Raw genomic sequence first — 21,888 nt, forward strand, 5'->3', positions numbered from 1 at the left:
AATGTATATATGTGGCAGATTAAAAGAGAATAAGTTAACTGCTACTTTTTGACTTTTCTAAAGGTATAATTGCCACGAATTTTACGCCATAAACCAAATACGTCTGTCTTCGGGAAGATAGCAATACGGCGAATTTGATACTTATCTTGATGGATAGCTAATGGACCGCTATTAGTCGCAACAGCAAATTGATACCCAGCTTGTTGAGCTATATCCTTAGAACATTGGTTATGGTCACCGTATGGATAGGCAAAAGAGCATAACTTAGTTTGTAGAAGTTCTTCTAGTTCTTGTTTGTTAGTTTCTATTTGTGTTCTCTGATCTGCCTCTGAAAGTGTGCTCAGTCGAGGATGTGTCATCGTATGGCCACCTATCTCGACCAGACCTGAACTGTGCAGCTCTTTCAGTTGTTCAGCAGACATTAGCGGAACGGATTTCTCTGGATTCTCTGGCACTTCAACGTCCCAGCGATTGAACTTTTCTCCAGTCACAACATAGATGACCGCTTTAAAGTGATATTTTTTAAGCAGTGGCAGCAATAGTTCGTGGTTGTCTTTATAACCATCATCGACAGTGAGAATGATGTAGCGTTTCCCATACTCGAGCCTATGGATGAGTCCTTTATCCGCCAAGTCACTAAAAGTAAGAGTTTCAAATCCCATTCGCTTTAGTAACTTGAAGTGTTTCTCAAGCATATCCACATGCATGTAAGTACCATGAACGCCTTTTTCACTCTCACCTCGAATAAATCGATGATACATGATCACAGGCATTTCACGCTGGAGCTTCTCAACATAAACGGTTTGATAGGTATCTTCGAGATGATCAACAACCTTCGAGAGATCGTAATTGTCTTGGATAAGTCGGTTAACTTTAGTTTCACAATGTTTGGTCTTTAAAGCCGCTTCAACAATGTTTGCTATTTGGCTGAAATCAATATCAAGGTCTTTAGAACCAATATCGCCAAAGTTAGTAGCCATAGCCTGATGAATATTGTTGCTATCAATGAGTCCAATACAGTTGGCTTCACCAATAGCTAAAGTAGGTCTGCCACATAATAAGGCTTCCATCGCTACTCGCCCAGCGCCAATGACTAAGTCGGATTGAGCCATAACTTTCTGAACATCATTGGTATAACCAGGAAAAGAGACTTTTGAAGTAAACGGAGTAAATCGTCCAGTCACTTCTGAGCCGGTTATAACACGCACATCATATTTATCAGTGTCTAGGCAATCTTGGAGAAGCTTGTAGCATAAATCACCTTTTGGACCAGTTAGACGACCAATGATTGAGATGACAGGTTTAGTATTTTCGGGCGCATCCTGCCATTTGAAATGCGATGTTTGTATGCCATTACGACTTACAACCATTTCATCAAGTGGCACGGTTAGGTCTTTATGGAGTTGCTCTCTTATTGCTTCGCATACCGGAAGCGCTTTATCCCCCATCGCATGAAATTTTTTGCGCGAGGCGTGAACTGGTTGCCGACCGTGAACGGTTGTGACCATTGGCGTGCCTGTGATTTTACAAGCGATGTGACAACTCCAACTGGAAGCTCTGGAATGTGCGTGAACCAGTTGAATATTGTTTTTCCTAATTAGATAAACAAGGTACGCGACGTGCCAGAACCTGCGAGGAATGCTGCGTTTGTTGAATCGTAAAGAGAAAAATGGTCCAAGATGAGGTTTAGTTAAAGTATCACTCACATAGATAACATTATGCCCACGCTTGGTTAGTTCATCTCCAACTGTTGTGGCATACACTTCTGCCCCTGTTACTTCTAACTGGGAAAGAGCCATTAAAATATTCATAGTGTGCTCATCAAGTCTTTTATTAAGATCTAGTCTACGCTACCCGCCTGATGATAACCATCAAGAGCAACGATGTGATTACCTTCGCGAGTTTGTCTGAACAATTCTTCCGCTTGTTCTAAACGAGGAAGTTCAGTGTGGATCACATGTAGAACAATAGCTTGATAGAATAAATTTTTTATCTGCTTACCCTGTTTGACTAGGCGATACTCAATATCAGTATCTTCTCCAATACTTGGTATGTTGTAACGGTTATCAAAGCCATTTACCGATAAGAAATCTTCTTTATGAAGAGAGAAGTTACAACCAACAATACCTTTTTTCTTTGTGTTGAGTTTTTTTAGCAAAAAAGGGTGGGTGATGCGAATCCCTTTCTCCACATTTTTGCCGTGACCAAATAAATAAAGGCTAAAAATTTTTAGTTTATTGCGGTTGAAAAATCTATCTGGGGATGCACTAGTGTAAAGACGTTCCTTAAACTGTGTTGCTAAGTCGACTCTGCGACCATTTAGGATTGAGTTAGGCTGCTTATTGGATAAATGATCGGCAACAAAGTGACTTTGCGGTATGCAATCACCGTCAATAAAAATGAGGTAATCGCTACTGCTATGACTAACGGCTTTGTTTAATATGCGATTTTTCCTAAATCCAATGTCCTCTTGCCATATATGAGTGACAGGTTTTGCAGCGTCCGAGATGAGTTGTTTCACTTTAGTCACGTTTTCTTCACGTGAACCATCATCGGCAATAATAATCTCAAAGTTCTCTTTTTGATTATCTAGTGCCTTGATGATACAAGCCAATGAATCCACATTATTGTAAAAAGACACGATGACTGAAGCATCGTACTGATATTTATTCATTTTGTTTTAATTCCACATTAACCCGTGCATAGCATAAAGCGACCAAGGAAAAGAATATGGTCGTTTGGTATTCCAGCCCACTAGTATAGAAAACAGAAGTTATTCCGTACGTTATGATTAAGCAAATTCCGGAGTATGCCCATGCACTGACATGATCTTTATGCATCAGAAAGAATTTCAGCATCAACACTATAATAACCATGTAGGCTAAAGCGTATATTGCGCCAATTTTTACTAACAAATCTAAGTATGTATTGTGTAGATCCTTAAACGAAACTTCTCCATTTGTTTGATCGATCATCTTTTGAACATTTGTCGACTGGTCTAAGAACAGCCGATACTTGGATTCAAAGTGTTCAATACCGACGCCGAAAAAAAACTCGCTAGGCTTATTAGCTAAGTTGTATTTAGCAAAGTTAAAACCATTCTGCCACATAACAAGTCGTGCATTATTTGAATCATTGTGATGTACATCAGCAATGCTGGAGATGCGCTGATGAACAGCTTCTATTGGTGGAAAAGATTTACCGACATAAAAAATTGCGGATAAGCTTAGAGCGATAGTGAAAAAGGCTTTTGGAGAACGCAATAGAAGATATAACGAGCTGGTGATGGTAATAGCTAAAAGAGGCCCTCGACCACCTGAGATTACCAATGCTATTAAACAACAGACTGATAAAATCATGTAAAGTAGACATTTACCTTTAGTGAAGCTATTGCGGTGCTCGAAGATCAAAGGTATTAAAATAGCTAAGCTGTATCCTAGACACTCCGCCCATCGGCCTACATCCCAAAAGCTCGTAATCCTTTGTCCATTCCATTCGGTGACTCGAGCTAACTCATAAAATGCATTTCCTAGTCCGACTAGTAATCCAGCTATGAGGCTTACTTGTGCCCACCGAAGGTTATTAGTCTTTCTAAGTTGAAAGTAAAGGATAGGAAATACCAATAGAATGCTTGCTTTACGAAAGTAGGTCATAGCGTCTTTTGTTTCCATTGACAATGTTGAAGCAATGCCAAGACAGAATAGGCCAATAAATCCCCACAACATGTGATGATGAGACACTAGTTTTCTGAAGTTTTTGTTACGAACGAAGGAATAGATTTGAATTAGCAGCAATAAGCTTAAGCCAATATAGATACCTGCTTTTGATAAAAAAAGAGAGAAAAATAATAAGCAGAAAGAAGTTATTTCTATTTTGGTAAGCAAATTTGGCATGAAAAAACTTAAATATGAGTGAGGTAGAATGCTCAATTTGAGCCTGTAATTATCTTGAAAATGCACCTACCCTAGACGGGGTAGATGCAAGCTCTAAAAATCAGGTTATTTGTTGATAATACTCATGTACTCAGCCACGCCTTCAGCCACAGTCTTAAATTGGTGGTCACAACCTACGGCACGTAGTTTAGTTAAGTCAGCTTGGGTAAATTCTTGATATGCGCCTTTCAAGTGGTCAGGGAATGGGATGGTTTCCACTTCACCTTTACCATGGAACTTTATAACTGCTTTAGCTACTTCATTGAATGATTCTGCATTGCCTGTGCCTAGGTTAAAAATACCTGACGTACGATGCTTCATAAACCACAGGTTTACCGCTGCAACGTCGCCTACATAAACAAAATCGCGTTTAAAATGCTCACTACCGGCAAACAGTTTAGGGTTCTCACCAGCGTTCATTTGATTATTTAAATGAAACGCAACGGATGCCATTGAACCTTTGTGTTGTTCGCGTGGACCATAAACATTGAAGTAGCGGAAACCAGTCACTTGAGAAAGTTTTTCACCATGTGCTTCCGCATCTGCCCAAAGTTTTCGAACATAATTATCAAACTGTTGCTTTGAATAACCGTAAACGTTTAATGCACCTTCATATTGTCGTTCTTCAATAAAAGTATCAGTTTCACCATAAGTTGCCGCTGAAGAAGCGTAAAGGAAAGGGATCTCCCGATCTAAACAGTAATGCAACAACTCCTTAGAGTACTCATAGTTGTTGAGCATCATATATTTACCGTCCCACTCAGTTGTGGCAGAACAGGCTCCTTCATGGAAAATTGCTTCGATAGGACCGAAATCGTCTCCAGCCATAATTTGTGTCAGGAAATCATCGCGATCCATGTAATCGGTAATATCCAGGTCGACTAGATTTTGGAACTTACGGCCATTTTTTAAATGATCCACTACGAGTATGTCGTTGATACCTTGTTCGTTAAGTGCTTTAACGATATTGCTGCCAATCATGCCAGCACCGCCAGTTACGATGATCATAGATAAATCCTCAATACAAATTAGCTTTATGGGGCTCTGCCCAAAGATAAAACCAGTATATCACGCTTGTTTCATGCGTCACCCCTGACTGAACGGGATCCAAGAAAATCTTGTAGGGTCTTTCGTTTAGAAATACTCGATCTTGGTTCGTTCTCGTGTGCCGTAGTCCGAGTGTAAGAATGCTCTTTTAAGAGGCGTTACTCTCCACAAAACTAATAAGTACTATCGCACATGGCTACATCTTGGTTTAAACTCTGGGCTAAATTGATTCCATTCTAGATAGTGCAAGCTATATTTTTGCTATAGGCAGAGTTTGATGAAAATATTAGTAACTGGTGGGGCTGGCTTTATTGGCTCAGCAGTCATCCGACATATTATTAACGATACTCAAGATTCAGTAATAAACGTTGACAAATTAACTTATGCTGGAAACTTGGAGTCATTGGATTCTATTTCTAGCAACGACCGTTATGTTTTTGAACAAGTAGATATTTGTGATCGACTAGCGCTAGACCGTGTTTTCGCTTTGCATAAGCCTGATGCTGTGATGCATTTAGCCGCAGAGTCTCATGTTGACCGTTCTATTGATGGTCCTGCTGCATTTATTGAAACCAATATTGTTGGCACTTATATCCTACTTGACGCTGCCCGTAGCTACTGGAACAAAATGGATAGCGATAAGAAGACTGCCTTCCGCTTCCATCATATTTCAACCGATGAGGTGTATGGTGACTTAGAAGGGACGGATGACTTGTTTACCGAAGAAACTTCTTATGAACCATCTTCTCCTTATTCAGCGTCAAAAGCATCAAGTGACCACCTAGTACGTGCGTGGCTACGTACTTATGGTTTGCCAACGATCGTAACAAATTGCTCAAACAACTATGGTCCTTTCCATTTTCCAGAAAAACTTATCCCACTCATGATCCTTAATGCACTAGATGGTAAACCGCTGCCTGTTTATGGAGATGGTATGCAAATTCGTGATTGGTTATTTGTTGAAGACCATGCTCGTGCACTATACAAAGTTGTAACTGAGGGTAAAGTCGGTGAAACCTATAACATTGGTGGTCATAACGAAAAAGCGAATATTGAAGTGGTGAAAACCATTTGCACGCTATTGGAAGAGTTAGTGCCTACTAAACCTCAAGGTGTTGCTCAATACCTCGATTTAATCACTTACGTCAAAGACCGCCCGGGGCACGATGTTCGTTATGCCATTGACGCGGCGAAGATTGAACGTGAACTGGGGTGGAAACCTCAAGAAACGTTCGAATCAGGTATTCGGAAAACTGTTGAGTGGTATCTCAATAATAAAGAGTGGTGGAGCCGTGTATTGGATGGTTCATATAGTCGTGAGCGCCTAGGTGGTGGAGAATAATCAATGAAAGGAATTATTCTTGCTGGTGGTTCTGGTACTCGGTTATATCCGATCACACGCGGCGTTTCTAAGCAACTGCTTCCTGTTTATGATAAACCGATGATTTATTATCCTCTTTCAGCGCTCATGTTAGCGGGCATTAAAGATATTTTAATTATTACAACTCCAGAAGATAACGAAAGCTTTAAACGCCTTTTGGGTGATGGTTGTGATTTTGGTATCAATTTGCAATACGCCATTCAAGCAAGCCCAGACGGGCTAGCACAAGCATTCCTTATCGGTGAAGAATTTATAGGTAATGATTCTGTATGCTTGGTACTGGGTGACAACATTTTCTATGGTCAGTCTTTTAGTAAAACACTGAAAAGTGCAGCTTCGCGTGAGAATGGTGCAACAGTATTCGGCTACCAAGTTAAAGATCCAGAGCGTTTTGGTGTGGTTGAGTTCGACCATGACATGAAAGCTATCTCTATCGAAGAAAAGCCAGTTCAACCTAAATCCAACTACGCTGTGACTGGTTTGTATTTCTATGACAAACGCGTTGTTGAGTTTGCTAAGCAGGTTAAACCTTCAGCTCGTGGTGAGCTGGAAATTACTACCATTAATGAAATGTATCTTAACGATGGGTCGTTGAATGTTGAATTACTGGGACGTGGTTTTGCTTGGTTAGATACTGGTACGCATGAAAGTTTGCATGAAGCGTCATCGTTTGTGCAAACCATTGAACACGTACAAGGTTTAAAAGTGGCGTGTTTAGAAGAAATTGCATGGCGAAATGGCTGGTTAACGGATGAGCAAATTAAAGCCATTGCTAAACCTATGTTAAAAAATGCTTATGGTCAGTACTTAGACTCTTTGATTAAATAACTAAGGTCAATAATGAGAATTTTAATCACAGGATGTAACGGTCAAGTCGGTCATTGCCTTACTGAGCGCCTGAAAAATAAAGCTAATGTTCTAGCCCTTGACTACGAAGGGCTAGATATCACTAACCAACAAGCTGTAATAAAAACAGTTACAGACTTTAAGCCCAATTACATCATTAATGCCGCGGCGCATACCGCAGTAGATAGAGCTGAACAAGAAGTTGAGCTTTCTAATGCTATTAACTGTGCTGGCCCTCAATACTTAGCTGTTGCAGCACAAGAAATTAACGCTGTTATGCTTCATATTTCAACTGACTATGTGTTTGACGGCGAAAGTAAGCAACCTTATGTGGAAACAGATATAACGGCTCCTCAAGGTGTTTATGGCCAAACTAAATTGGCAGGTGAGTTGGCTGTCGCACAGTGCTGCGATAAGCATCTTATCTTACGCACTGCTTGGGTGTTCGGCGAGCATGGCAATAACTTTGTTAAAACTATGCTTCGTCTTGCTCAAACAAGAGACCATCTTAGTATTGTGAATGATCAATTTGGTGGGCCGACTCATGCCGGCGATATTGCTGAAGCCTTGATAACTATGGTTGAGTCTGTTGAGCAAGGGCTTCAACCGGAGTGGGGGATATATCATTTCACTGGCATGCCTTATGTAAGCTGGTATGAGTTTGCAGCGAAGATTTTTGAGCTGGCTGTAAAGAAAGGTGTATTAGAAAATCAGCCTCAACTAGGTTCCATTCCAACTTCTGACTACCCAACACCAGCAAAGCGTCCCGCAAATTCTCGACTAGATTGTGGCAAAATTGGCCGTCAATTTGGTATAGAGCCAAGTGATTGGATGGCTGCTTTAGAAAACATTCAATCTTATAAGTAGTGCACGATGAAAGTTATTGATACAAACATCCCAGATGTGAAAATTATTGAACCTACCGTGTTTGGTGACGAACGTGGCTTTTTTATGGAAACTTGGAATCAAAAGCGGTTTGAAGAGATGGTAACTGGCAAGCCGACGACTTTTGTTCAAGATAATCATTCCAAATCGAGAAAAGGAATTTTAAGAGGGTTGCATTACCAAACAGAAAACACTCAAGGAAAGTTAGTAAGAGTTATATCTGGTGAAGTGTTTGATGTGGCGGTGGATATTCGTGAAGACTCTCCAACTTTTGGAAAGTGGGTAGGAGAATATTTATCTGCTGAAAATAAAAAGCAACTTTGGGTCCCTGAGGGTTTTGCTCATGGCTTTTACGTCACAAGTGAAGAAGCAGAGTTTGTTTATAAATGTACAGATTTTTATAACCCTTCTGCAGAGCATTCTATTGTGTGGAATGATCCTGATTTGGCGATTGAATGGCCTCTTTACTTAGGAGAATTACCAACTCTAGCTGAAAAGGATCGCAGTGGTGTGCTCCTTAAGAGGGCTGTAACACTATAAAACTGATATGATTTTTTATATCAATGATTTGGACTGAGGGTGTATTCCAATCACTGGGCACTGTTATTTGCAAGTGAGAGCAATACTTTGTAAGCAGTCGCATCATCAGTCGATTTGGTTTAAACTCTGCCCACAAAAAATACGTACAGTAAACGTAATCACAAAAATTAACGCTTTTAGGGGCGAGACCTAAGGGCGGTAGCGTATCTAAAATACATATAATTGGTTATAAAATCACTATACCAATTATACGTATTCCATTAGTTACTTAGAGAACAAAGTGGCTAAAACAAAATTTTATTATTAGTTAAAGATATAAGTATGTTTATTCCTGTAATTATGGCTGGTGGCTCCGGCTCAAGGCTTTGGCCTCTTTCCCGCTCTGCTTTTCCGAAGCAGTTTCTCTCTCTTGATAACCAACACTCGCTTACTATGCTCCAATCAACCATAGAGCGTTTGAATGGTTTAGAAGCGGCTGAACCCATCATTATTTCTAATGAAGACCATCGTTTTGTCGTTGCTGAGCAAATTCGAACGTATGGCAAAAAATCAAGAATTATTCTTGAGCCTGCTGGTCGAAATACAGCTCCGGCTATAGCTTTAGCGGCGTTTACTGCAATAGAGCAAGGGGATGACCCTGTGATGCTTGTTTTGGCTGCCGATCATTTTGTGAAAAATAAAGCAGCTTTTCAAAGCGCTATTCTTCAAGCTTTGCAACAAGCTGAAGCTGGGAAGTTGGCAACGTTTGGTATTGTCCCTACAGCGCCTGAAACTGGCTATGGTTATATCCACCGTGGTGGAGAAGTTACTTCTGGAACCTGTGAAATTAACGCTTTTGTTGAAAAGCCAAAATTGGAAGTTGCGCAGCAGTATTTAGACAGCGGTGAGTACTACTGGAACAGTGGCTGTTTTATGTTTAAAGCTTCTGTGTTCCTTAATGAACTAAAACAATATTCTCCAGACATCTACCGTCAGTGTGAGTTATCAATGAGAGGAATTTCTCATGACTATGATTTCATCCGTGTTGGTGTCGAAGATTTCTTAAAGTGCCCTGATGACTCTGTTGATTATGCTGTGATGGAGCATACTAAACATGGTGTCGTTGTTCCGATGGATGCCGGTTGGAGTGATGTTGGCTCTTGGTCTGCTCTGTGGGAAGTTTCAGATAAAGATGATAACGGTAACGTGTGCCAAGGCGATGCTATTTTAAGTGGTACATCAGATTGTTATATCTACGCACCCAATAAACTGGTTGCCGCTGTTGGCTTGAAAGACATTGTTGTTGTGGAAACTAAAGACGCTGTCTTGGTTGCGGACAAAAATCAAGTCCAGGAAGTTAAGAAGATTGTTGAACATTTAAAAGCCGAAAACCGAGCTGAATACAGAGATCACCGTGAAAGCTATCGTCCTTGGGGTAAGTCTGATGCAATTGATAAAGGTGAACGTTATAAAGTAAACCGCATTACGGTTGAGCCAGGTAAAAAGCAGTCACTACAAATGCATTTCCATAGAGCTGAGCATTGGGTTGTAGTGTCTGGTACAGCGAAAGTGACTTTTGATGGTTCAGTAAAAGTTATCACCGAAAACCAATCGTTATACATTCCTGTTGGAATGAATCACATGATAGAGAATCCTGGCAAGATTCCACTAGAGCTGATTGAAATCCAATCCGGTTCATACCTAAATGAAGATGATGTAGTGCGTTTCGAGGGAAAAGAATCATGAAAAAACTAACGTGTTTTAAAGCTTATGATATTCGTGGGCAATTAGGTACTGAACTCGATACCGATATTTCATACAGAATTGGACGAGCATACGGTCAGTTTCTCAAGAGTGAAAGCGATTCAGATAAAACGGTTGTAGTCGGTGGTGATGTTCGCTTAACCAGTGAAGAGTTGAAGCTGGCGTTAGCTAATGGCTTAATAGATGCTGGTGTCAACGTTATTGATATTGGTGTTACTGGTACCGAAGAGATTTATTTTGCAACTTTCCATCTTGGTGTTGATGGCGGTATTGAAGTCACAGCAAGTCACAATCCAATGGATTACAACGGTATGAAATTGGTTCGCGAAGGTTCAAAACCAATCAGTGGTGATACTGGTTTGCGTGAAATACAAGAGTTAGCTCAAAAGAATGAGTTTGTGGATGTTGAAGTAAAAGGTGACTTTAAAAAGGTATCTTTGCTGAAAGAATATGTAGACCACCTAATGGATTACATTACACCAACAAATATCAAACCGATGAAGTTGGTGATTAACTCTGGTAATGGTGCCGCTGGCCATGTAATTGATGAACTAGAAAAACGTTTTATTGGACTAAATATTCCTCTGGAAATTATCAAGGTTCATCACGACGAAGATGGCAACTTCCCGAACGGCATTCCTAACCCACTTTTACCTGAATGTCGTGCAGATACAGCGAATGCAGTAAAAGAGCGTAAAGCCGATATGGGTATCGCATTTGATGGCGACTTTGACCGCTGCTTCCTGTTTGATGAAAACGGTGACTTCATTGAAGGCTACTACATTGTTGGTTTACTAGCAGAAGCTTTCTTACAGAAAGAACAAGGTGCAAAAATCATTCATGACCCACGTTTAAGCTGGAACACGATTGATGTGGTGACCAATACTGGCGGTGTGCCGGTGATGTCTAAAACTGGCCATGCTTTCATCAAAGAGCGTATGCGCAAAGAAGATGCCATTTACGGTGGTGAAATGAGCGCTCACCACTACTTCCGTGATTTCGCATATTGTGATTCGGGAATGATTCCCTGGTTGCTGGTGGCAGAGCTTCTATCCGTAAAAGGCATGAAGCTTTCTGAAACCGTCTCTGAGCGTATTGCAGCTTATCCATCTTCTGGTGAGATTAACTCTAAGCTTAAAAATCCGAAAGAGGCCATTGCCCGAGTTTTAGATGCATACAAAGCAGATGCACTAGTTTTTGATGAAACAGATGGGATTAGCCTTGAGTTTGCTGACTGGCGCTTTAATTTGCGCTCTTCTAATACGGAACCCGTTGTAAGGTTAAATGTTGAGTCTAAAGCCGATATACAACTAATGGAAAAGAAAACTCAGGATATTTTAAGTATTTTAAGAGGCTAAAATGAAAGAAGTATATTATTTTTCTGCTTCTTTGAGCCCTCTAAATGATTATTGGATTCTAAAAGAGTTATTAAAAGGCGATGTGAAGGTCAGAGTTGTTGATATATACGACTTGATAAATGATCGAGACAAAGATACGCAAGTTGACAATGCTCAAGTAGAAATAGACTTTGTTTGTAACGATATTGATGACTTAAAAAAAATCATCAATATCATAAATGAAAACGATATTGCTTTTGTTCCTACGTCTGATGGAATAGCAGATTATATCAGGCGTCGCTTAGCAGCAAAGGGCGTTAAACTTGTATGTGATACTACATTTAGTCTTCCTATTGTTGACCTTGAATCTGAGAGCTTTTTCGAAGCGGATCTGCGCAACAATAGCTTATTTGACAGAGTTTTCTGGGTTTTAAAACATAAAGGGTTATCCGGATTTTTGGGGCATTGTATCGACTATTTTAATGCTAAAAGCCCAGTAGTTTTTAGAACTCCTGTAGTGATAACAAAGAATGTAGGTGCTACTGGTGAGCCTCTGGCAAGTGGTACTCAATTAAATGAAAGTATTTATTTGATTACAAGTGGTGCGAAAAATCATTTGTCTTACAAATTGGTTCGAAATGCATCCAACCAAATAAAAATAGGACATTATTGTACAGTTTGCCGCGAGGAAGGGTTGCCCAGAGTTATCGATGAGGACTACTTTGTTTTTATCGATCAGGCATTGCCGGTACATAGAGACGCCAGTAGGCTTGGTATTGATTATTTAGAATATGCCGAAGATTACTACAAGTCACTACAGTTGTTTTTTGAAAAAATAGAAAAAACGACAGGCAAAAAAGTTGTTGTTGCGCTTCACCCAAGGACTAACGAAGAATATTTTAAAAACTTTGGGACTTTTGAATGCGTTAAAAACAAAACGGAAGAACTGATCGAATATAGCTCGGCTGTTTTGACGCATTATTCTACTTGTATCTATTCTGCTGTATATAGAAATAAACCCATAGTTATATTTACTAATGATTTGATGAATCATCATCATGATATAAGAAGGGTTTATGACTTTTCCGAACGATTGAACTGTAAAGTTATTGATAGTGATAATTTTGATGGTTCAAATTTCAATGAATATTTAAAATTAGATAAAAACAAATATGAATTGTTCTGTGAAGAATACATAAAACAATGTGATTCTAAAAGCGGAAAATCTATAGATATTCTAAAAGAAAAATTTAAATTATGAGGTAAGTATGGAAAAGAATGAGGTTATAGCGATTATTCCAGCAAGAGGTGGATCTAAAGGTGTACCCAAAAAAAATATAAAACCTCTTAATAATAAGCCGTTGATTGCCTACTCCATTGAGCATGCATTAGCTACAGAGAAGGTAGACAAAGTGATTGTAAGTACCGATTGTGATGAAATAGCACAAGTATCATTGCAGTATGGTGCTGAAGTCATTAAACGCCCTGAAGACATTAGTGGTGACTTTGCCTCATCTGAAGATGCGTTGATACATACTGTTCAAGAATTAGAGGCTAATGGCGTTAAAGCGTCACATGTTGTATTTTTACAGTGTACTAGCCCTATCCGCAAGAATTCTGATGTTGCCGACTGTCTTGAACTCGTTTTATCAGGGAATTTTGATAGCGCATTAAGTGTAGTGGAGAATCATAAATTTTTGTGGCGTACTGATGAAAATGGCTTAGCTACCCCAGTTAATTATGATCCCCATAACCGAAAAATGCGTCAGGAAATTCATGAATACCAAGAGAATGGGTCTATATATATCATGAAGACGGAAGACTTACTCAGCACTAAATGCCGCTTAAATGGTAAGGTCGGAGTTCATATTATGGAAGAAGAAACAGGCTATGAGATAGATACACCTGTTGATTTTAAAATTATCGAAGAATTAATGAGTAATAAATAATGTATATTAATAGAGATACTGATAGCTTTAAAATAAATCATACAGCTACCTTACTTCAGGCATTAGAAAAATTATCACAGAAAAAAACCAAGATATTGTTTGTTGTTGATCATAATGAAGCTGTAGTTGGTGCTTTGGCTGATGGTGATGTCCGCCGCTATTTAATCGAAAAAAGTCAGGACCTGAATGCTCCGGTAATTAATGCGACCAATAAAGATTTTTTATATATCTATAATGATCAGCCTATTTCCAACGGGTATAACCTGCTATCAACAAAAATAAAAAATGTTCCAATTCTGGATAAATCTGATTTACTGGTCGGTGTTATCGGTAATGATGAGCCAGTTATAGAAGTCGCCGGGCGTAAGATAGGTGATCAGGAACCATCTTTCATTATTGCTGAAATTGGTAATAATCATAACGGTTCACTTAAGTTAGCAAAAGAGCTGGTTGATTTAGCTGTTGATGCTGGAGCTGATTGTGTGAAGTTCCAGATGCGTGACATGGCTTCAATGTACAATAATGCTGGTGATGATGATGATGCGTCACAGGATTTAGGTGCACAGTACGTTCTCGACTTACTAAAACGTTTCCAGCTATCGGATGACGAGTTTGAGGAAATATTCGCTTACTGTAAGCAAAAAGGTATTTTGGCTCTTTGTACACCGTTTGATGAAGCAAGTGCTGATAAATTGGAAAAAATTGGTGTAGCTGGATTTAAAGTCGCTTCCGCTGATTTAACCAATCACCGTTTGTTAAAGCACTTAGCCGCTAAAAAACTACCGTTAATTTTATCGACAGGTATGAGTGTCGAGCAGGAAATCATAGCTGCTGTTGAACTGTTAGAGAAAGAGTCCGCTTCATTTGCTCTTCTTCACTGTAATTCGACGTATCCAGCTCCGTTCAAAGACGTTAACTTAACATACCTTGAACGCCTTAAAACCTTAGGTCGTACTGTGGTTGGTTACTCTGGCCATGAGCGTGGCTATGCGATTCCTGTGGCAAGTATCCCGCTTGGTGCAAAAATTGTAGAAAAACATTTTACCGTTGATAAATCAATGGAAGGTAATGACCACAAGGTGAGTCTGCTTCCTGAAGAATTTAAAGAGATGGTTAAAGCTATTCGTGCAGTGGAAGAGTCTCTGGGCAGCCCTAATATCTCGAAAACTATCACTCAAGGTGAAATGATGAACCGTGAAACGCTGGCGAAAAGCGTCGTTGCGGATGTCAACATCAAGAAAGGCGATGTCATAACTGAAGATATGCTGGCGATTAAATCACCAGGTAAAGGCCTTGCTCCTTACAAGCTTTCCGAACTGGTTAATCGTGTCGCTGTCCGTGATATTCCCAAAAATGACTTCCTATACCAAAGTGACATTGACGGAACTGTTGTTCAGGCTCAAAAATATAAGCTTCCTCTAAAATACGGTATTCCAGTTCGTTACCATGACTTTGCAACAATTTGCAAAGGTGGTGAATTAGAGATGATCGAATTCCACTTAAGTTATAAAGACCTTAGTGTAGATATTAAAGATTACTTATCTGGTTCGTACGATATGGACGTAGCCATTCATGCTCCTGAACTATTTGAAAACGATCACGTGCTTGACCTTTGTTCGGCGGATGAAGAGTATCGTCAGCAGTCTATTAAACATATGCAGCGTGTTATCGATATGGCTCGCGATGTTAAGCAGTATTTCCGAAACAAAAATGAACGAGTTTGTATCGTTGTAAACTGTGGTGGCTTTACATCAGAAGGCTTTGTACCTGCAGAAGAACGTCAAGCTTTATACGATAAAGTCGCAGATGCTTTCTCTAAGCTGGATACAGAAGGTGTTGAGCTAATTCCTCAAACAATGCCTCCATTCCCTTGGCACTTCGGTGGCCAACAATACCACAACTTATTTGTAGATCAGGATGAGATCATTGAGTTCTGTGAAAAATATAACTCAAGAATTTGTTTTGACTTATCCCATACGGCATTAGCTTGTAACTATTACAAGTGGGACCTTTATGAGTTCACGCGTCATGTAGCCAAATATTCTGCTCATCATCATATCTCTGATGCAAAAGGTGCTGATGGTGAAGGGTTACAAATTGGTGACGGAGAGTTAGATTTCGTACCAGTTTTTGATGCTCTAATAAAAAATGCACCTAAATCGACCTGGATTCCAGAAATCTGGCAAGGCCATAAAAATAATGGTGAGGGCTTTTGGAATAGTTTGAATAGGTTGGAAAATATTATAAATTTAGACTAGAAAAATTTATAATTTTAGCTATTTATTATGTTTTTACAGATTTTTACGTGAATTAATAGAGCTAAATCTGCGGCGTGAGCTTTCGATAGTAAGAATATCCTTGTTATTTATCAGTGGATATCCGACATTAAAAATAGCAAACGTTCTCCTATGAGGTAACTATATTCATTGGGTTCTTGAAATTAGGCTTAGTTTGTTAAAATGCAGTATGTAATTTAAGAACTATATAATAAATACGTTCGATTAGGATTTTATGAAGGGATTAAATGAAAAATTATATTTATGTTGAAAGTAAGAATCAATTAGAGCTAGCAATAAATTATTTTTCTGACTATTTAGAAGATGTTTGTATTTTTTACATTGACTGGAATGATATTATATTTAAATGGTTGAAAAAACATCAAGACTTCGATAAATTAAATATAATAAATATTGTTGATTTTATTGAGAACAGTTTTAAAGAATCTTTATTTAAAGGTTCTTCTGTTGAAAAAATATACTCTTGTTTAGAAAGGTATTTTCTATTTGATGATGTTAGTAATTCAAATTTAGTCATTTTCAACGATTCATCTAATAGAGGGAAGGCAGTATCTTTATATTTCAAAAGTCATAATTCGAATAGGACTTTAATTCAAGACGGATGGTTGTCGTTTGAAGTTGAAGATGGTTATGATTTATATCTCGAAGATAAAAATTATTATTTTGGTGCAACTAAACCTGAAAATATTATTGTTTGGGGCAAGGATATGAAAGAAAAAATCATATCCAGACATAATATTAACGGAGAGAGTATTAGAGTCGTAGGGTGCGAATTTTTCGTTAATAAAAATAACTCAGTAAATAGGGAAGTAAATAATATTTTCTTTTCTGATCAATGTTTAGTTGATCAAGGAAAAATTTCGTTGGAAGATTGGGAATTAGAACTAAGAAAATTACTAATTAATGTTAAAAACTTCAAGGTATATTATAAACCACATCCTAGCACAACTGATAGAATCATTTGTAAGATAAAAACTATCATAAGTGAGTTTGATAATGTTATTTTATTGGATAAAGATTCAGATGCTTCCATTTATTTGGAAAAATCAGATGTCATGCTTACATACTATTCAACATATTTTCTAAAAGCATATAGCATGGGAATTAGAACAATATTTTTTGAATCTAATAAAATAAAAATTAGATTTCCAAAAATATATGATAATAAAATATCTTATGCCGATGAGTATAATTTGAAAAATATATTGAAAGGTTGCGATTTAAAAGAGGTTGTAGGTGGGAAGGGATTAGAACATTATATAGAGGAGTTTGATCGTGAATCATTTATATATAATAAAATCCTAACAGTGAGTAATGAATCGATAAAACCCAATAATATTAACTTTGAGATAGATTCCCAATTAGACTCTAATGTAATCAATGAAAGTTTAGATAATCCTGGATTTAAATCTGTATCAATATATGGTAATGATTTTTCCTTCAAAACAGGCGTCGCTAAATCTATACTGACATATGCCAATGTGTTAAGGAATAATAATTTAAATGTAAATTTGGAAATACATAAACTAACAAAAGATATACCAGCTAAATATTATGCTAATAATGATTCTTCAGAAATAATTATTTTTAACAGTATAGCTGTTTTAGTCAGATACAGGTCAATATCTGATTTGATCGATCTGTTTTTTGAACAAGGTCGAAAAGTGTTTTTATATTGTCACGAAACTGAGTTTGTATTTGATTTTGAGAAAAATAATAATAAAGCATTTTCTGGCCGATTAGAAAAAATTAAAAATAAGGTTACTTGGTTATGTGTATCTGAACAACAAAAACAGTATCTGTCTAATTCTTTTGGTGTAAAAAATGCGCAAGTGATATATGAAACTATACCAAACTATTATGATGATTTATTTAAATTTAGTTCTGCATTAGATGGAGATAGTCATTATATTGATTTTCCTAAAAATGTGAAAAATAAAAAAATAGTCATGATAGGTTCTGCTCAACCTAGAAAAGGTCTGCGGTTGTATGATGAGATAGCATCCTTATCAAAGGAATGGCAATTACCATACGATTTTTATTGGATTGGCGGGAAAACAAAAGCATCTAAACATTTAGATTTGGATAAAATGAATTTTCATTGGTTAGGAGAACTTGATTCTAATACAACTTTAAAAATATTGAATAAGTCAGATATGCTATTTGTTTCATCTATAGATGATCCTATGACATTGACAGTTATAGAAGCCGTAAAATTGAAGAAAAAAGTAATGTTTTATAAAACAGTCGGTTGGAATTCAGTTTTCAAGGGTTATAAGACAGTGAAAGTTTTTTATGAGTATAATGCTAGCCGAATTCTTACAGAATTGAAAGAAATGATAGATAGTGAATTTAAATCATCTGACTATCAAAAAGCAATTGATCGTATTGCATTTTGTAGTGAACCTAGAATCTTTTCATCTAGGATTAATAATATTATTAGCAACACGTCTTATATAAATGCACAAAATATAAATACAAAAAATATAAATGCACAAAATAGTCATTTTAATACAGTAGGTGATTTAACATTTTCAGAATTGGTTAAGTTAACCGTGTTGAGATTTAAATTAGCTTTAAAGTTTAGATTAAAAAATATATGGAAGAGAGTCTTATCATGACTAAAATTGCTATAGCAGGAAGTGGGTATGTAGGTTTAAGTAACGCTATTTTATTAGCAACAAAAAATGAGGTTGTAACTCTTGATATAATTCCAGAAAAGGTTGAACTATTAAATAATAATATTTCACCTATTAATGATGATTTAATAATAGATTATTTGGAAAATAAGAAATTAAACTTTAGAGCTACTTTAGATAAAGAGGATGCATACAAAGGTGCAGATTTTATTATTATAGCTACACCGACCAATTATGATGAGGTATCGGGAAGTTTTGATACATCATCCATAGAAAATGTTATTGAAGATGTCATAAGAATAAACCCTAAAGCTATTATTGTTGTAAAGTCAACGATTCCAGTTGGTTATGTTGAGAAAGTGAAAAAACATTTTGACACTGATAATATTTTATTTAGCCCTGAATTTTTACGTGAAGGAAATGCTTTATACGATAGTCTTTACCCTAGTAGAATTATTGTTGGTGAAAAGTCGGAAAGAGCTAAAGTATTAGCTAATATTTTTAAAGAATCCGCCATAAAAAAAGATGTTCAGATTTTATTTACAGATAGTACAGAAGCAGAAGCTATTAAATTATTTTCTAATAGTTATTTGGCTATGAGAGTGGCTTATTTTAATGAGGTTGATTCTTATGCGGAAATATATAACCTGAATACACAAGATATTATATCTGGTGTGGGTTTGGATCCAAGAATAGGTTCTCATTATAATAATCCATCATTCGGATATGGTGGCTATTGTTTCCCTAAAGATACTAAACAATTAAAAGCAAACTTTAAAAATGTGCCTAATAAATTGATTAATGCTATAGTGGATTCTAACGAAATTAGAAAAGAATTTATTACTAGTAGAATATTAGATAAAAAACCTAAAGTAGTAGGTATTTATCGGCTTATTATGAAATCTGGCAGTGATAATTTTAGAAGTGCAGCTATACAAGATATAATTTCTAATTTAGTTGAAAATAATGTACGCGTTGTTATATTTGAACCAATAATGAAAGAGTCTGAATATGAGGGCTTAGAAGTCATAGCTGACCTAACTGAATTTAAGTCTGTAGCTGATGTGATTGTTGCTAATAGGACATCTGATGAATTAATTGATGTCAAAGAAAAAATATACACACGTGATATTTTAAAAGGTGATATTTAGAAGTTTAATTATGAAAAAAATATTAATTACAGGTGGTGCTGGTTTTGTCGGAAGTCATCTTTGTGAGAGGCTGGCTCAAGATAATGAGTGTGAAGTTTATTCTCTAGATAACTATTTTACTGGAAATGAAAGCAATCATGTCTCAAATGTGAAATACATAAAGGGTAGTACTAAAGATATTAGTTCTTTGGTAGATTTTTCTCCAGATATAGTTTTTCATTTAGGGGAATACTCTAGGGTTGAGCAGAGTTTTGATGATATCGAAAAAGTATTGGAATTTAATAAAATAGGGACTTATGCTGTGTTGGAGTTTGTTAGAAAGCATAAGTGTAAATTACTTTATGCTGGAAGTTCAACAAAGTTTGGTGATTCTGGAGAAAACGCTAATGCTAGTCCCTATGCATGGAGTAAATCAACAAATACTACGTTAGTAAAAAATTATGCGGAATGGTTTGGTATCGATTATGCCATTACATATTTTTATAATGTCTATGGCCCGAGGGAGATACAATCAGGTAAATATGCAACACTTATTGCCTTATTTAAAGAAAAAATGAGGAATAATGAAGAATTGACAGTTGTCTCTCCTGGAACTCAAGTGCGAAATTTTACTCATGTAGATGATACAATTGATGCTCTTCTTTTAATTGGTAAATACGGGCATGGTGATGAGTATGGTATAGGAAGTCCTGAATGCTACACCATCTTGGAGGTGGCCAAGATGTTTGGAGGAAAAATTAAAATGTTATCTGAAAGAAAGGGTAACAGAATGCTTGCTGAAGTAATTGATGACAAGACAAGAGGGTTAGGTTGGAAACCTAAACGAAGATTAGAAGATTTTATAAATGAATGTAAAATTGATAATTGGGAAATTTAGAATATTATGAAAAATATATTAGTAGTTGGTGGAGCTGGCTATATAGGTAGTCATACATGCAAGTCATTATTTAATAAAGGTTATAACCCAATTGTTCTAGATAACTTAATTTATGGGCATGAAGATTTTGTTAAGTGGGGAGACTTTATATTAGGTGATTTATCTGATGTGGAACAAATAAGGTTAATATTCAAAAGATATAAGATAGATGCTGTAATGCATTTTGCTGCATTTGCATATGTTGGTGAATCAGTCGCTGAACCTAAAAAATACTATCATAACAATGTGTTAGCAACGTTAAATTTACTTAATGTAATGTTAGAGTTTGATGTTAAATATTTTATATTTTCTTCTACTTGTGCAACTTATGGTAATCCAATATATCTACCCATCGATGAAAGTCACCCACAAAATCCAATTAATCCTTATGGAATGAGTAAGTTAGTAGTCGAGAATATTTTAAAGGATTATACCAACGCTTATAACTTTAAATTTGTATCGTTAAGGTATTTTAATGCAGCAGGATGTGACCCTGATTGTGAAATAGGGGAGAATCATGAACCAGAAACTCATTTAATACCTTTAGTATTAGATGCTGCTTTAGGTAAAAGGGATAATGTTAAAATATTTGGCACTGATTACGATACAAGGGATGGAAGTGCTGTAAGAGATTATATTCATGTTTTAGATTTGGCTGAAGCTCATATTTTGGCCTTGGAATATCTGTATTCTGGTCATGATAGTGATATTTTTAATCTAGGTAATGGACAGGGTTTTACAGTGAAAGAGGTTATTGATTGTGTGAAAAAAATCACTAAGTGCGAATTTAAAGTAGTAGAAGGGGGCAGGAGAATTGGAGACCCTTCTAGTTTGATTGGTTCAAGTGATAAAATTATTAAAACATTAAACTGGAAACCCAAATATAATACGATTGAGTCTATAATTCAGACTGCTTGGAATTGGCAAAAAAACTTATAACAATTGATTAATCTACATTTTATTATAACGATTGTTTTTCTAATTGAATTAAGTTTTGGCTCTTAGTTCTATAGAATTAAATTAGGTGATTATTATCATATAGGTGCATTATTTTTAGTTAATGCCCTGTGATACCTTATTCAGCCTCTCGGGTTTCTATATTCTTCGTGTCATAAGTTTTGTAGGATCATTGCTCGAAAGTGGCTTTGTTTCCTAAATCATGGAACTAAATCATCAATCTACGATCTGATCAGCTAAGTTCATCCAAATACTTAGACTAATGGCC

General features: G+C 36.8%; 17 protein-coding genes. 13 read left to right on the plus strand and 4 right to left on the minus strand.

Going from position 1 to position 21,888, the window contains the following annotated elements; genetic code table 11:
* Nucleotides 1–41: 41 nt before the first annotated feature.
* The 4 genes from HKI82_RS15975 to rfaD all read right to left on the minus strand — a co-directional run bounded on the left by HKI82_RS15975 (nt 42) and on the right by rfaD (nt 4,940).
* The gene (locus HKI82_RS15975; protein ID WP_171138520.1) at nt 42–1,811 is read right to left on the minus strand and encodes a bifunctional glycosyltransferase family 4 protein/polysaccharide deacetylase; all 1,770 of its coding nucleotides are present in this window, start codon (nt 1,809–1,811) and stop codon (nt 42–44) included.
* Nucleotides 1,812–1,840: 29 nt separating this feature from the next.
* Nucleotides 1,841–2,674, minus strand: coding sequence for a glycosyltransferase (locus HKI82_RS15980; protein ID WP_171138521.1), 834 nt, complete (start codon nt 2,672–2,674; stop codon nt 1,841–1,843).
* Nucleotides 2,667–3,893 carry an O-antigen ligase family protein gene (locus HKI82_RS15985; RefSeq protein ID WP_171138522.1) on the minus strand — a complete coding sequence of 409 codons (1,227 nt, stop codon included), beginning with the start codon at nt 3,891–3,893 and terminating at the stop codon, nt 2,667–2,669. Before HKI82_RS15985 ends, HKI82_RS15980 begins: the two co-directional genes overlap by 8 nt.
* 105 nt (nt 3,894–3,998) lie before the next feature.
* A complete protein-coding gene (rfaD, locus tag HKI82_RS15990) occupies nt 3,999–4,940 on the minus strand; it encodes an ADP-glyceromanno-heptose 6-epimerase (RefSeq protein ID WP_171138523.1) in 942 nt (313 codons plus the stop codon).
* A gap of 316 nt (nt 4,941–5,256) precedes the next feature.
* Here rfaD and rfbB point away from each other — a divergent pair, with 316 nt between their 5' ends.
* From rfbB to galE, 13 genes are all read left to right on the plus strand, one after another.
* Nucleotides 5,257–6,321 (plus strand): dTDP-glucose 4,6-dehydratase, encoded by a 1,065-nt coding sequence (rfbB, locus tag HKI82_RS15995; protein WP_171138524.1) that lies wholly within the window; start codon nt 5,257–5,259, stop codon nt 6,319–6,321.
* A gap of 3 nt (nt 6,322–6,324) precedes the next feature.
* Nucleotides 6,325–7,188, plus strand: a complete 864-nt coding sequence (gene rfbA / locus HKI82_RS16000; RefSeq protein WP_171138525.1) for a glucose-1-phosphate thymidylyltransferase RfbA — start codon at nt 6,325–6,327, stop codon at nt 7,186–7,188.
* Between the two features lie 12 nt (nt 7,189–7,200).
* Nucleotides 7,201–8,073, plus strand: a complete 873-nt coding sequence (gene rfbD, locus HKI82_RS16005) for a dTDP-4-dehydrorhamnose reductase (protein ID WP_171138526.1) — start codon at nt 7,201–7,203, stop codon at nt 8,071–8,073.
* A 6-nt stretch (nt 8,074–8,079) separates the two neighbouring features.
* On the plus strand, nt 8,080–8,631 hold the full coding sequence (gene rfbC, locus HKI82_RS16010) for a dTDP-4-dehydrorhamnose 3,5-epimerase (protein WP_171138527.1): 552 nt from the start codon (nt 8,080–8,082) through the stop codon (nt 8,629–8,631).
* Between the two features lie 321 nt (nt 8,632–8,952).
* Nucleotides 8,953–10,356 (plus strand): mannose-1-phosphate guanylyltransferase/mannose-6-phosphate isomerase, encoded by a 1,404-nt coding sequence (locus tag HKI82_RS16015; protein ID WP_171138528.1) that lies wholly within the window; start codon nt 8,953–8,955, stop codon nt 10,354–10,356.
* Nucleotides 10,353–11,732 carry a phosphomannomutase CpsG gene (cpsG, locus tag HKI82_RS16020; RefSeq protein WP_171138529.1) on the plus strand — a complete coding sequence of 460 codons (1,380 nt, stop codon included), beginning with the start codon at nt 10,353–10,355 and terminating at the stop codon, nt 11,730–11,732. The genes HKI82_RS16015 and cpsG overlap by 4 nt, the downstream gene beginning before the upstream one ends.
* A gap of 1 nt (nt 11,733) precedes the next feature.
* Nucleotides 11,734–12,972: a CDP-glycerol glycerophosphotransferase family protein gene (locus HKI82_RS16025; RefSeq protein ID WP_171138530.1), complete on the plus strand. Its 1,239-nt coding sequence runs from the start codon at nt 11,734–11,736 to the stop codon at nt 12,970–12,972.
* A gap of 7 nt (nt 12,973–12,979) precedes the next feature.
* Nucleotides 12,980–13,660, plus strand: a complete 681-nt coding sequence (locus HKI82_RS16030; protein ID WP_171138531.1) for an acylneuraminate cytidylyltransferase family protein — start codon at nt 12,980–12,982, stop codon at nt 13,658–13,660.
* Entirely contained in the window at nt 13,660–15,918 is a 2,259-nt protein-coding gene (locus HKI82_RS16035; protein WP_171138532.1) for an N-acetylneuraminate synthase family protein, read from the plus strand. Before HKI82_RS16030 ends, HKI82_RS16035 begins: the two co-directional genes overlap by 1 nt.
* A gap of 266 nt (nt 15,919–16,184) precedes the next feature.
* Complete coding sequence (locus HKI82_RS16040) at nt 16,185–18,578, plus strand: glycosyltransferase (protein ID WP_171138533.1); 2,394 nt, start codon at nt 16,185–16,187, stop codon at nt 18,576–18,578.
* Nucleotides 18,575–19,747: a nucleotide sugar dehydrogenase gene (locus tag HKI82_RS16045; RefSeq protein ID WP_171138534.1), complete on the plus strand. Its 1,173-nt coding sequence runs from the start codon at nt 18,575–18,577 to the stop codon at nt 19,745–19,747. The genes HKI82_RS16040 and HKI82_RS16045 overlap by 4 nt, the downstream gene beginning before the upstream one ends.
* Nucleotides 19,748–19,757: 10 nt before the next feature.
* Nucleotides 19,758–20,624: an NAD-dependent epimerase/dehydratase family protein gene (locus HKI82_RS16050; RefSeq protein ID WP_171138535.1), complete on the plus strand. Its 867-nt coding sequence runs from the start codon at nt 19,758–19,760 to the stop codon at nt 20,622–20,624.
* Between the two features lie 6 nt (nt 20,625–20,630).
* Nucleotides 20,631–21,602 carry a UDP-glucose 4-epimerase GalE gene (gene galE / locus HKI82_RS16055; protein WP_171138536.1) on the plus strand — a complete coding sequence of 324 codons (972 nt, stop codon included), beginning with the start codon at nt 20,631–20,633 and terminating at the stop codon, nt 21,600–21,602.
* The last annotated feature ends 286 nt before the right edge of the window (nt 21,603–21,888 follow it).

Source organism: Vibrio plantisponsor, assembly GCF_013041605.1.
GTDB classification, from domain to species: Bacteria; Pseudomonadota; Gammaproteobacteria; order Enterobacterales; family Vibrionaceae; genus Vibrio; species Vibrio plantisponsor.

What these genes read in the sequence shown, in the direction of transcription:
- HKI82_RS15975 (WP_171138520.1), bottom strand. Translation starts at nt 1,811, where the DNA reads ATGAATATTTTAATGGCTCTTTCCCAGTTAGAAGTAACAGGGGCAGAA.
- HKI82_RS15980 (WP_171138521.1), bottom strand. Translation starts at nt 2,674, where the DNA reads ATGAATAAATATCAGTACGATGCTTCAGTCATCGTGTCTTTTTACAAT.
- HKI82_RS15985 (WP_171138522.1), bottom strand. Translation starts at nt 3,893, where the DNA reads ATGCCAAATTTGCTTACCAAAATAGAAATAACTTCTTTCTGCTTATTA.
- rfaD (WP_171138523.1), bottom strand. Translation starts at nt 4,940, where the DNA reads ATGATCATCGTAACTGGCGGTGCTGGCATGATTGGCAGCAATATCGTT.
- rfbB (WP_171138524.1), top strand. Translation starts at nt 5,257, where the DNA reads ATGAAAATATTAGTAACTGGTGGGGCTGGCTTTATTGGCTCAGCAGTC.
- rfbA (WP_171138525.1), top strand. Translation starts at nt 6,325, where the DNA reads ATGAAAGGAATTATTCTTGCTGGTGGTTCTGGTACTCGGTTATATCCG.
- rfbD (WP_171138526.1), top strand. Translation starts at nt 7,201, where the DNA reads ATGAGAATTTTAATCACAGGATGTAACGGTCAAGTCGGTCATTGCCTT.
- rfbC (WP_171138527.1), top strand. Translation starts at nt 8,080, where the DNA reads ATGAAAGTTATTGATACAAACATCCCAGATGTGAAAATTATTGAACCT.
- HKI82_RS16015 (WP_171138528.1), top strand. Translation starts at nt 8,953, where the DNA reads ATGTTTATTCCTGTAATTATGGCTGGTGGCTCCGGCTCAAGGCTTTGG.
- cpsG (WP_171138529.1), top strand. Translation starts at nt 10,353, where the DNA reads ATGAAAAAACTAACGTGTTTTAAAGCTTATGATATTCGTGGGCAATTA.
- HKI82_RS16025 (WP_171138530.1), top strand. Translation starts at nt 11,734, where the DNA reads ATGAAAGAAGTATATTATTTTTCTGCTTCTTTGAGCCCTCTAAATGAT.
- HKI82_RS16030 (WP_171138531.1), top strand. Translation starts at nt 12,980, where the DNA reads ATGGAAAAGAATGAGGTTATAGCGATTATTCCAGCAAGAGGTGGATCT.
- HKI82_RS16035 (WP_171138532.1), top strand. Translation starts at nt 13,660, where the DNA reads ATGTATATTAATAGAGATACTGATAGCTTTAAAATAAATCATACAGCT.
- HKI82_RS16040 (WP_171138533.1), top strand. Translation starts at nt 16,185, where the DNA reads ATGAAAAATTATATTTATGTTGAAAGTAAGAATCAATTAGAGCTAGCA.
- HKI82_RS16045 (WP_171138534.1), top strand. Translation starts at nt 18,575, where the DNA reads ATGACTAAAATTGCTATAGCAGGAAGTGGGTATGTAGGTTTAAGTAAC.
- HKI82_RS16050 (WP_171138535.1), top strand. Translation starts at nt 19,758, where the DNA reads ATGAAAAAAATATTAATTACAGGTGGTGCTGGTTTTGTCGGAAGTCAT.
- galE (WP_171138536.1), top strand. Translation starts at nt 20,631, where the DNA reads ATGAAAAATATATTAGTAGTTGGTGGAGCTGGCTATATAGGTAGTCAT.